This is a genomic window from Alphaproteobacteria bacterium, assembly GCA_024244705.1.
Taxonomy (GTDB): Bacteria; Pseudomonadota; Alphaproteobacteria; order JAAEOK01; family JAAEOK01; genus JAAEOK01.
In genome coordinates, this window is sequence record JAAEOK010000061.1 from 43,028 (window position 1) to 54,572 (window position 11,545).

16 protein-coding genes are annotated in these 11,545 nt (G+C 66.1%); 4 read left to right on the top strand and 12 right to left on the bottom strand.

The annotated features are described in order from the left end of the window. Positions 1-113: 113 nt before the first annotated feature. Positions 114-824 carry a glycosyltransferase family 25 protein gene (locus GY791_10795; GenBank protein ID MCP4328909.1) on the bottom strand — a complete coding sequence of 237 codons (711 nt, stop codon included), beginning with the start codon at positions 822-824 and terminating at the stop codon, positions 114-116. 256 nt (positions 825-1,080) lie between these two features. Between GY791_10795 and GY791_10800 the strand changes: the two genes are divergently transcribed. Beyond that, on the top strand, positions 1,081-1,746 hold the full coding sequence (locus GY791_10800; protein ID MCP4328910.1) for an exopolysaccharide biosynthesis protein: 666 nt from the start codon (positions 1,081-1,083) through the stop codon (positions 1,744-1,746). A 28-nt stretch (positions 1,747-1,774) separates the two neighbouring features. On the opposite strand, the gene GY791_10805 is transcribed toward GY791_10800, so the two are convergent. From GY791_10805 to pip, 3 genes are read right to left on the bottom strand one after another with little or no spacing between them, the layout of a single operon-like run. Next, entirely contained in the window at positions 1,775-2,374 is a 600-nt protein-coding gene (locus tag GY791_10805) for a 2-hydroxychromene-2-carboxylate isomerase (GenBank protein MCP4328911.1), read from the bottom strand. Positions 2,375-2,377: 3 nt separating this feature from the next. Beyond that, positions 2,378-2,821 carry a hypothetical protein gene (locus GY791_10810; GenBank protein ID MCP4328912.1) on the bottom strand — a complete coding sequence of 148 codons (444 nt, stop codon included), beginning with the start codon at positions 2,819-2,821 and terminating at the stop codon, positions 2,378-2,380. An 8-nt stretch (positions 2,822-2,829) separates the two neighbouring features. Continuing rightward, the gene (gene pip / locus GY791_10815) at positions 2,830-3,810 is read right to left on the bottom strand and encodes a prolyl aminopeptidase (protein MCP4328913.1); all 981 of its coding nucleotides are present in this window, start codon (positions 3,808-3,810) and stop codon (positions 2,830-2,832) included. Between the two features lie 74 nt (positions 3,811-3,884). Here pip and GY791_10820 point away from each other — a divergent pair, with 74 nt between their 5' ends. Continuing rightward, complete coding sequence (locus GY791_10820; protein ID MCP4328914.1) at positions 3,885-4,652, top strand: thermonuclease family protein; 768 nt, start codon at positions 3,885-3,887, stop codon at positions 4,650-4,652. 15 nt (positions 4,653-4,667) lie between these two features. Here the strand turns inward: GY791_10820 and GY791_10825 are convergent, their stop codons facing one another. Beyond that, on the bottom strand, positions 4,668-5,159 hold the full coding sequence (locus GY791_10825) for a molybdenum cofactor carrier (GenBank protein MCP4328915.1): 492 nt from the start codon (positions 5,157-5,159) through the stop codon (positions 4,668-4,670). A 180-nt stretch (positions 5,160-5,339) separates the two neighbouring features. Here GY791_10825 and GY791_10830 point away from each other — a divergent pair, with 180 nt between their 5' ends. Continuing rightward, positions 5,340-7,271 carry a hypothetical protein gene (locus GY791_10830; protein MCP4328916.1) on the top strand — a complete coding sequence of 644 codons (1,932 nt, stop codon included), beginning with the start codon at positions 5,340-5,342 and terminating at the stop codon, positions 7,269-7,271. Positions 7,272-7,398: 127 nt separating this feature from the next. On the opposite strand, the gene GY791_10835 is transcribed toward GY791_10830, so the two are convergent. From GY791_10835 to GY791_10865, 7 genes are all read right to left on the bottom strand, one after another. Then, positions 7,399-7,629, bottom strand: a complete 231-nt coding sequence (locus GY791_10835; protein ID MCP4328917.1) for a hypothetical protein — start codon at positions 7,627-7,629, stop codon at positions 7,399-7,401. Positions 7,630-7,673: 44 nt separating this feature from the next. Continuing rightward, complete coding sequence (locus tag GY791_10840; GenBank protein ID MCP4328918.1) at positions 7,674-7,913, bottom strand: hypothetical protein; 240 nt, start codon at positions 7,911-7,913, stop codon at positions 7,674-7,676. Between the two features lie 85 nt (positions 7,914-7,998). Then, positions 7,999-8,238 (bottom strand): hypothetical protein, encoded by a 240-nt coding sequence (locus GY791_10845; protein ID MCP4328919.1) that lies wholly within the window; start codon positions 8,236-8,238, stop codon positions 7,999-8,001. Between the two features lie 92 nt (positions 8,239-8,330). Then, a complete protein-coding gene (locus tag GY791_10850) occupies positions 8,331-9,131 on the bottom strand; it encodes a hypothetical protein (protein ID MCP4328920.1) in 801 nt (266 codons plus the stop codon). A gap of 83 nt (positions 9,132-9,214) precedes the next feature. Continuing rightward, entirely contained in the window at positions 9,215-9,694 is a 480-nt protein-coding gene (locus GY791_10855) for a CarD family transcriptional regulator (GenBank protein MCP4328921.1), read from the bottom strand. Positions 9,695-9,990: 296 nt separating this feature from the next. After that, on the bottom strand, positions 9,991-10,326 hold the full coding sequence (locus tag GY791_10860) for a ferredoxin family protein (GenBank protein MCP4328922.1): 336 nt from the start codon (positions 10,324-10,326) through the stop codon (positions 9,991-9,993). Between the two features lie 55 nt (positions 10,327-10,381). Further along, positions 10,382-10,846 (bottom strand): TerB family tellurite resistance protein, encoded by a 465-nt coding sequence (locus tag GY791_10865; GenBank protein ID MCP4328923.1) that lies wholly within the window; start codon positions 10,844-10,846, stop codon positions 10,382-10,384. Positions 10,847-10,925: 79 nt separating this feature from the next. Here GY791_10865 and GY791_10870 point away from each other — a divergent pair, with 79 nt between their 5' ends. Then, positions 10,926-11,540, top strand: a complete 615-nt coding sequence (locus GY791_10870) for a DUF938 domain-containing protein (GenBank protein MCP4328924.1) — start codon at positions 10,926-10,928, stop codon at positions 11,538-11,540. The last annotated feature ends 5 nt before the right edge of the window (positions 11,541-11,545 follow it).

Consider the following 11,545-nt stretch of genomic DNA (forward strand, 5'->3'; position numbering starts at 1 on the left):
ATGGCGGCGGTTATAGCGCAACGGGCGGCCGCTGGCGACGGTCAACGGTGCCTGGCTCCGCGATCCGCGGCGCGAGAGAGGCGCCGGCCGTCGACGCCCGGGGCCGGAGCCGCCTATCCGCCAGGGTAGACATTGGAGCGAAACCTTTCACCCCAATACCGCGACCGCAGCTGTCCCAAATTTTCGATCAACCGTCCGCTGGCGCATTTCATGACGATCCCGCCGCGCGCCGCCAATGCCGCCACCATCATGTCGCCGTGATCGCCGACGGTCCGAAACTCGGCCGCCAGCTTCGCCGCTCCATTGCCGCTCACCAGGTAGGCCGACCGGCCATAGCCCGGGACGAACCGGACCACGCTCCCCGACGATTTCGCCCTCCCGACGGCGAGTCCGTCGTGGAATTGGGGGTGGACATACAAATGGACGAAATCGCAGCCGCTACCCTTTTGAGCCCGGATGGCGGCGAGTTCGATCTCGAAGTCGTCGAGAACCGCGATGTCGTCCTCCAATACGACCGCCTGCGGGATTCGCTCCTTGACGATCGTTTGCCACACGCGAAGATGCGATATCGTGCAGGCGAGTTTCGAGTCCGTGACCTTCTTATAGCTTGACCGATCGACCGCTGTCGGGTTGCGGGCCAGCCATTCCGCGACCGCGCCCGACTGGTAATCGGTGGCGTCGACAACCCGCGCCGACGGCAGCCGCGGCAAAATGTTTTCGTAGACATGGCGGCGCCGGACCGCATCCCTTTCGAGCGAGATGACGAAGATGGGGAGGCCGGTCGCCGCCGCGCGCGCACTCGGCAGGTATGCGTTCTTATACATACAGGGCCTCCCCAAACGCCGCGATACGCATGCGTTACCCTTTCACCGCCGCCCGGAGAGCCGGGCCAGCAGCAGGGAAATGTATCCCACCCGCCACGCACGCGCCAGCGGCGCATGCCCCGGCTTCCAGCCAAGTTCCAATCGGGCGACAGTCTCCGCCTGGATTCGCCGAGTCAAGGCGCATGTTCGGTCGCCTCACACCGCCGGCGCCGGTTTAAATCCTTCGCCCGCGGGCCGGTGCGGGCGATAATGGCCGGTGATGGACGCAACCGATCCCCTGCTGCCGGCCCTGCCCGAAACACCGGACACGCCGCGCTACGATACCCATGCCTCGATCGTGCTGCGCGCGGCGATCGAAGCCGCGCCCGGCGAGACGGTCACGCTCGATGCGTTGATCGCCGGCCTGCGCGGGCGCGCCTACGGCCTGGCCTATGTCCTACTCTCGGCCGGCAACCTCATCCCCGGGCCGCCCGGCGTCGGCGGCATCTTCGGCATCCCGCTGCTGTTCATCGCGGTCCAGGGAGTGGCCGGGTATCCGGTGCCCGTGCTGCCCCGCGCGCTCGGCCGCATGGGTGTCAGGAAGACGACCGCGCTCGGCGCCCTCGACCGCATGGCGCCGCTACTCACCGCCATCGAGGCACGGTTCGGCCCGCGGCTGGAGCGGTTCGCGCGCGGCGGCTGGGAACGGTTCGCCGCCGGCATCGTCTGCGTCCTGGCGCTGGCCATGTCGTTGCCGGTGCCGTTCACCAACTTTCCCCCGGCCGCCGCCGCGCTGGTGATCGCCCTCGGCCTGGTCGAGCGCGACGGCCTGGCGGTGCTCGCCGGGCTCGTCTTCGCCGTCTTCGCGGTGGCGGTGGTCGGCTTCGCGGTCTCGATCTACATCACCAGCATCGTCTTGTTCTTCGACGCCATTGTGATTTAGCGGCGCCCGCACCACCACAGGCCGCCGGTCATGGTATCCGCGTCTCCGGCCGCGCCGCCCAATCGAGCGCCTGGTCGAGGCGGTCGTGGCCCCAAAACAGCTCGTCGGCGGCGCGGAAGGTGGGCGCGCCGAAGATACCGAGCGCCACCGCGCGGTCGCCCGCCGCCTTGAGCGCCGTCTTGGCCGCGGGCTGTTCCGCCTGGTCCAAGAGATCGGCCGCCGGCAGGCCGAGGCCGTCGAGGATCGCGGCCACCACGCCGGTGTCGGCGATATCCCGGTCGTCGGCGAAATTGGCGTGGAAGACGGCGCGGGCGAAGGCCGGAGCCCACGCGGCGGCGTCGGCAATCGTCGCCACCAGGCTGCCGCGGGGATAGTTGCTCGGCCAGACCAGCGCCAGGCCGAAGCGGGCACACAACCGGGTCACATCGCGGCGGCGGTAGCGGCGCTCCGCCGGCGACGCGTTCTGGGTCGGCACCGGGTTGCCGGGCCGCGCCTTGAGAATCGGGCCGAGCAGGAACGGCCGCCACGTCACCGCGACCCCGGCCGCCGCCGCCCGCTCTTCGATCCCCATGGCGGCGAGATAGCAATAGGGGCTGGCGAAGTCGTACCAGAATTCGACCGGAACCATGGTTCAACCGCAGGGCGCGAAGTTGAAGACCAGGCGCGGGCCGGGCTCTTCGACGAGCCGTTCGATGGTGACGCAGGCGTTGTAGCGCCGGCTGGCGTCGGCCGATGGTTGGGCCACGCCGTCGGCGTCCCAATCGACCCGGACCGCGCCGATCTCGCCGCCGGCGAGGTGGTAGAGCCCGATACCGAGCGCCGGCGACCGCTCGGCGCAGGCGCCGTCGCGGTTCGCCTCGAGCACGGCCGCCAGACGCGGGCGTTCGATCAGCACCGTGCGGCCGTCGAGCGCCGCCGTGCCGGAGAGGCAATCGGCGCGATCGACGGCGGTCAGCACCGCCTCGGTGACATGGTTGAGGATTTCGACGGTGATGCGGCTCTCGGCGCCCGGCGCGGGGCCGCAGGCCACGACCGTCAGGACGAGGACAGCGGCGGCCAGCGGTTTCCGACCCATCGTCCCGCTCATGAATGCTTGAATTTCTCGGTCGCCGCCACCAACGCCGACGTGATGCCCGGTTCGAGCGCCGAATGGCCGGCGTCGGGCACCACGACCAGTTCCGCCTCCGGCCACGCGCCGGCCAGCTCGTCGGCGTTCTTGAACGGACAGACGATATCGTAGCGGCCCTGCACGATGACGCCGGGGATCGATTCGATCGCCGCGACCCCGGCCAACAGGGCGCCGTCGTCGAGGAACACGCGATTGACGAAATAGTGGGATTCCATCCGCGCCAAGCCCAGGGCCCAGCGGTCGCCGGCGGTCAGCGGGCCGTCGGTCGGCGGCTCGGCCGCGGACGACCCACCCCCCTTGCCCTTGGGCAGCAACGACGAACAGGCGGTCTCGTAACCGCTCCACCGCCGCGCCGCCGGCAGATGGATTGCGGCCTCGGGGTCGAGCAAGCGGCGATAGTACGCGGCCAGCAGATCGTCGCGTTCCGCGTCCGGCAGGAACTCCGCGAACCGCCGCCACGCCTCTGGAAAAACCGCCCGCATGCCGTAAAGGAACCACTCGATCTCGCGCACGCGGCCGAGAAAGATGCCGCGTAGAATCAGGCCGCGCACGCGATCAGCGTGGCTTTCGGCGTAGGCCAGCGCCAGCGTGCTGCCCCAGGAGCCGCCGAACAGAAGCCATTGGTCGACACCGAAATGTCCGCGCAACGCCTCGATATCGCCGACCAGGTCCGTGGTCGTGTTGTGCGCGGTTTCGCCGAATGGCGTCGACCGGCCGCAACCGCGCTGGTCGAACAGCAGGATACGATAGGCCGAGGGATCGAAAAATCGGCGATGGACGGCGGCGGTGCCTGCGCCCGGCCCGCCGTGCAGGAACAGCACCGGAATCCCATCCGGGTTACCCGATTCCTCCCAATAAACCGCGTGGCCGTGATCGCGTGGCAGGTGGCCGGTCTTACGCGGTCTCAGGGACGGGTATAGGGAATGCCGGGTCATTTTGCCGTGGGTCGTCCTCATGCGATGCAAAACGGCTCTTGGTCGGGCGCCGCCTCGTCTTCTATATAACAGCGATGGTCCCGCTCCGCGCCATTGCCGTGATCGTTGTCGGCGTTTTGCTCGCCGCCGCGGACGGCGATCCCGACCGCCGGCCCGGCGTTGTCGCCGAGGTGATCGACGGCGATACAATCGTCTTGACCGATGGCCGCGAGATCCGGCTGGTCGGCATCCAGGCGCCCAAGCTGCCGCTGGGCCGCGCCGAGTTCCGCGCCTGGCCGCTGGCCGGCGCGGCGAAGGACGCGATGGAGGATCTTGCCGGCGGCCGGCGGGTCTCGCTTTCCTTCACCGGCCGGCGTGTCGACCGTCACGGTCGTTGGCTGGCGCACCTCCACGATGACGGCGGCACCTGGCTCCAGGGCACGATGCTCGAGCACGGCCTGGCGCGGGTCTATACTTTTGCCGACAACGATGGGCCGATCGACGCCATGCTGGCGCTCGAACGGACGGCGCGGGATGCGCGGCGTGGGATCTGGGGACATCCCTATTATGACATCCGAACACCGGCGAGCGTGACGCGGGATGTCGGCTCGTTCCAGCTGGTCGAGGGCCAGGTCCTCGATGCCGCGATTGTGCGCGGGCGGGCATACCTGAACTTCGGGCCCGACTGGAAGACCGATTTCACCGTGACCATGGCTCCCGACGCGCGGCGCCGCTTCGAGGATGCCGGCATCGACCTGACCTCGCTCGCCGGCCATCGGGTTCGCGCCCGGGGATGGATCAAGTCGTACAACGGGCCGATGATCGAAGCCACCCATCCGCATCAGCTCGAAATCCTGGACTGAGGCCGCAGCCGGCGATCACTGCCGATTGGCCGCGGCGCGCAGAACACGAACCAGATAAGGCTCGGCAGCGGCGCCGATGCCGGGGCTTCGGCTTTCCCGCGGGCCGGCTACGTTGAGGGTCCGGACACGGTGTCCGCGGAGCCATTCCGCCACCACCGCCGGTGCCGCGGGCCGCCGCAGGTCGATCCGGCGCCACGGGCGTCCGAGCCGGCGGGCGAGGTCCATCGTCAGGCTGGTTCCCGGGTCGGGCGGGCCGGCGACCAGGACCAGCGTGGCATCGCTGTCGCGCACGTTGAGGCGTGTGCGCACGGCATAATCGCCGACCGGGGCCTCGCGCAACGGATAGCGGGGCGGGATTTCGCCATCCTCGGCGCGGCGTCCGCGCGGACACCAGCCGCCGCGGCCGAGGCCGACACACGCCGCGGCATCGAGCGCCGCCCGGTCGACGCCGGTTTGACCGCCACTGACGATTTTCGACGGAAAGCTCCCGATTTCTCCCAATCGCATTCGCCGCTCCCGATCGCGGTCCGCCGACCGCACTGGTCAAGCTGCCCTCTCAGCCTATAGATTACCCGGACTGTCGTATCGGCCAATCCGGTTTTCACGATGCTCGAATCGAAACCGCCTGGTGAAGGCGCCCCGCGACCGGCGTGGGATGAGCCGCGACCAGGGCCCGATCGCGCGGGCATGGAGGCGCGGCCGGCGATGGTCGCGCGGGGCGGCGGTGACCGAACCCCGCTGGCCGCGTCGCGGGACGAATCGCCCGACGAAAAAGTGCTACGCGCCGGCGGCTGGCCGATCAGCGTCGCGCTTTCGGTCAATTTCGGCATTCTTGTCGCGGTGGCGGTGACGATCGTCCTCGCGCTCGGACTCTATAGCGGGCGCGAGACCTCGTTCGAGCAAATCCGAGACAAGACCGAATTGATCCTGGCATCGGTGGCGGACCGGGTCGATGGCGAGTTGCGGCCGGCCTGGCTGCAATCGAAATTCGTCTCCGAAGCGCTCGCCCGGGGCGATATACCGATCGATGACCCGGTCCGGCTTTCGGATTTTATGATCGCCGCGATGATGGGGACGCCGCAGGTCACGGCGATGATGTTCGTTTCACCCGATCTGCAGGCGTTCCGCATTACGAGGATCGACGACGGCTTCGAGATCGATCAACTCAGCTATGCCGGTGTCCCTGAATTCGATACGTTCCTCGACGTGATGTCCGAACGCGACGAGCCGTTTTGGGGCGAGGTCGTCTGGTCCCCCGAGCTTGAACAATCGCTGATCAATCTGCGCGCACCGGTCAAGTCAAACGGTGTCTTCATGGGAGTTCTGTTCTCGGCGATCAGCGTCTCCGATTTCTCCGCCTATTTGGAAGGCTTCGACGATAAGCGCACGGCGAACGTGTTCATCCTTTATGGCAACGACAAGGTGCTCGCTCACCCCGCCCTGATCGGCGGCGCAATCGAGTTGTCCGAGGAAAACCCGCTGCCCGACCTGCCCGAGGTCGGCGACCCGATTCTCAATCGCACTTGGATCGGCGACCCGCCGCCGGAACTGCCGGGACTCGAGGGCGACACCAAAGGGTACCTCATCGATTTTGGCAGTTCCGAATACGCGGTACTGTACCGCGACATCGACGAGTACGGGGAGGTTCCGTGGCGCATCGGAGCCACGGTCGCGGTCGAGGATCTCCTCGCCGGGCTCGAGCGCCTGCTCTATGCCGGGATCGCCGGTGTCGTCGTTCTGATCATCGCCTTGATCCTGTCCTACTTCCTCGGCCGCAGCATGGCGAAGCCGGTGCACCGCCTGGCGTTGGCGGCTCAGGATGTCGGGCACTTCGATTTCGACGACGTGCCGGCAATCAAGGGCGGCGGTTTCAGCGAAACGCGCGAGGCGGCACTCGCCTTCAACTCGATGCTGTCGGGGCTGCGCGCGTTCTCGATCTATGTCCCGCGGTCGCTGGTACGCCGCCTCATCCGGCAAGGCGATGTCGCCAGCCTGGAATCGGAAGAGCGCGAGGTCACCGTGTTGTTTACCGACATCGTCGGGTTCACCACCCAGGCAGAAGGGCTGACCCCGGGCCAGACCGCCGGATTGCTGAACCAGCATTTCACGTTGCTGACGGGAGCGGTGGAAGACGACAACGGGACCGTCGACAAGTATATCGGCGATTCGGTCATGGCATTTTGGGGGGCACCGGAAATCCAGCCCGATCAGGCCAAACTCGCCTGCGCCTCGGCACTCGCGATGGTGGCGGCGATTGAACGGGACAACAGCCGCCGCCGGGCGGAGAACAAATTGCCGGTGCGGATCAGAATCGGAATTCATACCGGACCCGCGATCGTCGGCAATGTCGGCGGTCCGACGCGCGTCGACTACACCCTGGTCGGCGATACGGTGAACACGGCGAGCCGGCTGGTCGATTTGGCGCGGAACTATATGGCCGACACCGACACCGTCAGCATCCTGATCAGCGAGCGGACGGCGGCCGGCCTCGATGACAGCTTCGTCGTCGAGCGCCTGGGCGAGGAAGGCATTCGGGGGCGCCACGAACGGCTCGGCTTGTGCCGCCTCCTCGGCCGCGCCTGGGACATCGGGGTGCCGCCGCGAAAGCCGGGATCTTAGGCGGGCCGACCGGCGTCACGAAACGTGGACGCGCGGTAACGGACCGGCGATCGGGACCGTCGACAAGGAACCCGAGCGGGCGGGTTTAGGTCGAAAAATTCGCGCCGGACGTAACCGAGGAGACCAATTATTCCTCGCACACCTCGTAGGCGTCGCACGGTGTGCAAGGTTCGCAGACTTCACTCGGGTATTCGCAAATATACTTAGTGAGAGCGTTCGACTGCCGGCTGCCCGCCGCCAGCATCATCGTCACCGCCGCCGGCGTGACGACGCCGACCTTGGCCGCCTTGTGCAGGAACGCGCGGCGCTCGGCGCCCGAAACGTCATGCCGCGGCTTGGCCGGTTGGTTTGTTTTCATGGCCGATCCCCTATTCGTTCGTCGGTTGCAATCCGTTAGTAGCGCTAATAGTCCTTGCAGATAGCGTCGCAGGGTGTACAGGTCGAGCACGGCTCGCAATTCACCACCAAGTCTTCGCAGACATACTTCAAAAGGGCCGCCTTAGACTGTCGGCTGCCCGCCGCCAGCATCATCGTCACCGCCGCCGGCGTGACGACGCCGACCTTGGCCGCCTTGTGCAGGAACGCGCGGCGCTCGGCATCCGAGACGTCGTGCCGTGCTTTGGCCGGTTGGTTTGTCTTCATGGCCTATCCCCTATTCGTTGGCTCGATGCGACCCCGCTCTTCCGGCAACGTGTGACTGCAAAGTCCGGGCGATCCGGGCTTACCGCTACCAGTCCTTGCAGATGACATCACATGGCGTGCAGGTCGAGCAGGGCACGCAATTCACCTCAACCTTATCGCAGACATATTTCAAGAGGCCGGCGTGCGCCTGCCGGCTGCCCGCCGCCAGCATCATGGTCACCGCAACCGGCGTGACGGCGCCGACCTTGGCCGCCTTGTGCAGAAACGCACGGCGCTCGGCGTCCGAGACGCCGTGCTTCGGCTTCGCCGATTGGTTCGGTTTCATGCTGGGTCCCCCTTTTGTACCGTACACGCGCACAAATCTTGCACAATCGTTCCGGTTGTGCAAGCGAGCCACGCCGGCCTGAGGGGTGTCATTCAGACTTCGATCCGGTCGGCCAATTCGCCGCTGGATTCGAAACAGGCGGCCGTCAAAGGCCCGCCGAAGCCACAGCCGCCATCGATGGTGGCGCTGATCGGACCGATCTGAAATCCGCCGTGGGACGGGTCATAGCCGCGCACGATCCGCCGATAGCCCTCGAACGGTTCGGCGATGTCTTGAAACCCGCCGCTGCCCCACCAGAAACTGTCGCCTTGGGCCGACAGCGGCCGCGACCGGTCGAGACCGCAATTGACGAACAGCAGGTTGCCGTCCTCGGTATAGGCGGCGTGGCGCAATGAAGAAATCAACGGCGCGTGGCCGGGCGCGGCGTTCAACGCCTCGCGCAAGCCGGCGGTCCAGCGGGTGATCGAGACCGCACCGTCCCGGGCCGCGACCTCGCCATGGCCGACGACCCCACCATAGGCCTTCACCGTCGCACCGACCCCGTGGTGCAGGAGCCACGGCAGCACCTCGCACGGGTTGGGCGCCATCTGCAGCTGCAACAGTTTCTGCCACATCTCCTCCTGGCTGCCGCGGAGATAGGCGATATCGCACACGTGGGCCCGGGGACGGGCGAGGAATTGGCCGCGAAACGACAGCAGCTCGTCGACGACCGCACGGACGCCATTGCCGCGGCCGAGGAAATTGCCGAGGTAAACCAGCCTGTCGCCAGCTTCCAGACCCTCTTTGAGGCGCTCGTGAAGATCGGCCAGCCGCCCATCCTCGCCATGAATGGCGGCGACCGCCCATACCCTCCGGGCGCGGCGAAATTCGGCAAACTTGGTTGATTCCACCATGCTTTATTCCGTCCGCCTCTGCCAAAACAACACCGGCGCCGCTGGAAGACGCCGGTGCAGTGGCCTTGAACCTGTGGAACGGATCAGGCGGCGAGAAGCTTTTCCAGCTTCTCGGTTGCCTTGTCCTGGTCGATCTTTTCGACAGCGGCGAGTTCTCGAGCGAGCCGGTCGAGCGCCGCCTGATAGATCTGCCGTTCGCTGTAGGATTGGTCCGGCTGATCGGCATTGCGATGCAGATCGCGAACCACCTCGGCGATCGAAACCGGATCGCCGGAATTGATCTTGGCTTCGTATTCCTGCGCCCGGCGGCTCCACATCGTGCGCCGCACGCGGGATCGTCCGCGCAGGGTCTCGAGCGCGGAATCCATGATCTTGCGAGTGCTCAGCTTGCGCAGGCCAGCCGACTGCGCCTTGCTTACCGGGACCCGCAGCTTCATCTTTTCCTTTTCGAAGTCGATGACGATCAAGTCGAGCTCTTCTCCAGCGATCATCTGGGCCTCGAGCCCCTCGATCCGTCCCACGCCGTGCGTCGGGTACACGACGTAATCGCCCGACTTGAACATCGCGCTTCGCAACGTTTGCTTCCTAATCTTCGTAGTCACATTATCACCCTAAATCCGAGTTATTGGCGGCACGCACACAGCCCCCGCTGTCTGCCAGTGCAGATGCCCGAACGCCCTCCCATAGAACTTTAGGCTTCCAAATCGGCCTATTCACGACAACGACGGCCTCTGCGGGCCGTCGCATTCTTGGAACCTTCGCAGAATAGCACAATTTTGCCCCCAAATACAGGGCAAAGCGCCTCGAATCAGCGTTGCGAGCTGAATCTAGGACCCAAATGCGTCCAATCTATGGCCGCTCAGCGCGCCGCCGGTTTGGCGTCGAAATACTTCTCAAACTTGTTCTCGACCGTCGCCCATTCGTCCGCGTCGGGCGGCGAATCGCCCTTGCGGTCGATATTCGGCCACGCCTCGGCGTACTCTCGGTTCATCTCGACCCATTTCTCGGTGTCGGGGTCGGTGTCGGGAACGATCGCCTCGACCGGGCATTCGGGCTCGCAAACGCCGCAATCGATGCACTGATCCGGATGGATGACCAACATGTTTTCACCCTCGTAGAAACAATCGACGGGGCACACCTCGACACAGTCCTGGTACTTGCACTTGATGCAGCTCTCGGTAACGACGTAGGTCATCGCGATCTCCGGATTGGCCGTCATGGGAGGGGCGGCGGCGAAACTCCGCCCTGATCTATTCCGTGTTGTCCGCTAAATCAAGTCGTTCGAGGACTCGTTTCCGGGCCGCGCCGCTCTCCGCGTCGGAAACGTAGAGAAGGCCGGCAACCCGGCGCATCAGGTTGGCCTCGTAGTCGTCGAGTTTGCGGTCCGAATAGACCACCGTCCACATCATCTCGATCAGTTCGACACGCTCGTCATGGGAAAACCGGTTCCTGATCGTCCGCACGTAGGTCGAAAGCTCGACAAGTTGCTCGGCTTCCGCATTGGCGGCCGCGATCAACGCGTCGGCATCGCCATTCGAAATCTCGAAACGCCAGGTCAGCAGGGTGCGAATCGTCGCCCGCTCATCGGCGTCGAAATGGCCGTCCATCCGCGCCGCCTCGACCAGCAATATGGCCGCTGCCAAGCGGAGCGAATCCGCCCCGGGTGGCGGCGTTTCTTTGTCGTCGGAAAAAATCGCGGCGAGCCGATCGAACATGAAACCCGCCCTAGCACAGCGGCGGCGATCGGGCAACCCGCCCGCTTGTCCGAGGCCGTAGCACGGGTTAGCGTTCCCCATGACCGACGCTTCGACGCACCGGGGACGCCATGCACCGGCCACCGCCCGCAACCGCGACGCGATCCTGGCGGTGCTCGAACGAGTGCTGCCCAACTCGGGTCTGGTTTTGGAAATCGCCAGCGGCACCGGCGAACACGCCGTCCATTTCGCGGCGCACCTGCCGACCCTTCGGTGGCAGCCGAGCGACCCCGACCCGGCGGCGATCGAGAGCATTTCCGCCTGGAGCGCCGACGCCGCCGGCGACAACCTTCACCGGCCCTTGGTCATCGATGCCGCGGCCGAGACCTGGCCCCTTTCCAGCGCCGACGCCGTGGTCTGTAGCAACATGGTTCACATCGCGCCGTGGTCGGCCGCGGAGGGATTGTTCGCCGGTGCCGCCCGCATCCTGTCGGCGGGGTCGGTGCTTTTTCTTTATGGTCCGTTCAGCGTCGGCGGCGTCCACACGGCGCCGAGCAACGAGGCGTTCGACCGCTCCTTGCGGCGGCAGAACCCGGCGTGGGGCGTGCGCGACCTCAATGACATCGCGGCCCTGGGTCAGCGCCATCGGTTCGTCCTGGCCGAGATTGTCGACATGCCGGCCAACAACAAGTCGGTCGTCTTGCGCAGGGTTTAGAGCGC

Excerpts from the sequence above, each read along its gene's own strand:
- GY791_10840 (MCP4328918.1), bottom strand. The coding sequence starts at position 7,913 with ATGAAGACAAACCAACCGGCCAAAGCACGGCACGACGTCTCGGATGCC.
- GY791_10835 (MCP4328917.1), bottom strand. The coding sequence starts at position 7,629 with ATGAAAACAAACCAACCGGCCAAGCCGCGGCATGACGTTTCGGGCGCC.
- GY791_10805 (MCP4328911.1), bottom strand. The coding sequence starts at position 2,374 with ATGGTTCCGGTCGAATTCTGGTACGACTTCGCCAGCCCCTATTGCTAT.
- GY791_10795 (MCP4328909.1), bottom strand. The coding sequence starts at position 824 with ATGTATAAGAACGCATACCTGCCGAGTGCGCGCGCGGCGGCGACCGGC.
- GY791_10830 (MCP4328916.1), top strand. The coding sequence starts at position 5,340 with ATGGAGGCGCGGCCGGCGATGGTCGCGCGGGGCGGCGGTGACCGAACC.
- GY791_10860 (MCP4328922.1), bottom strand. The coding sequence starts at position 10,326 with ATGACCTACGTCGTTACCGAGAGCTGCATCAAGTGCAAGTACCAGGAC.
- GY791_10850 (MCP4328920.1), bottom strand. The coding sequence starts at position 9,131 with ATGGTGGAATCAACCAAGTTTGCCGAATTTCGCCGCGCCCGGAGGGTA.
- GY791_10810 (MCP4328912.1), bottom strand. The coding sequence starts at position 2,821 with ATGGGTCGGAAACCGCTGGCCGCCGCTGTCCTCGTCCTGACGGTCGTG.
- GY791_10825 (MCP4328915.1), bottom strand. The coding sequence starts at position 5,159 with ATGCGATTGGGAGAAATCGGGAGCTTTCCGTCGAAAATCGTCAGTGGC.
- pip (MCP4328913.1), bottom strand. The coding sequence starts at position 3,810 with ATGACCCGGCATTCCCTATACCCGTCCCTGAGACCGCGTAAGACCGGC.
- GY791_10870 (MCP4328924.1), top strand. The coding sequence starts at position 10,926 with ATGACCGACGCTTCGACGCACCGGGGACGCCATGCACCGGCCACCGCC.
- GY791_10855 (MCP4328921.1), bottom strand. The coding sequence starts at position 9,694 with ATGTTCAAGTCGGGCGATTACGTCGTGTACCCGACGCACGGCGTGGGA.
- GY791_10820 (MCP4328914.1), top strand. The coding sequence starts at position 3,885 with ATGGTCCCGCTCCGCGCCATTGCCGTGATCGTTGTCGGCGTTTTGCTC.
- GY791_10865 (MCP4328923.1), bottom strand. The coding sequence starts at position 10,846 with ATGTTCGATCGGCTCGCCGCGATTTTTTCCGACGACAAAGAAACGCCG.
- GY791_10845 (MCP4328919.1), bottom strand. The coding sequence starts at position 8,238 with ATGAAACCGAACCAATCGGCGAAGCCGAAGCACGGCGTCTCGGACGCC.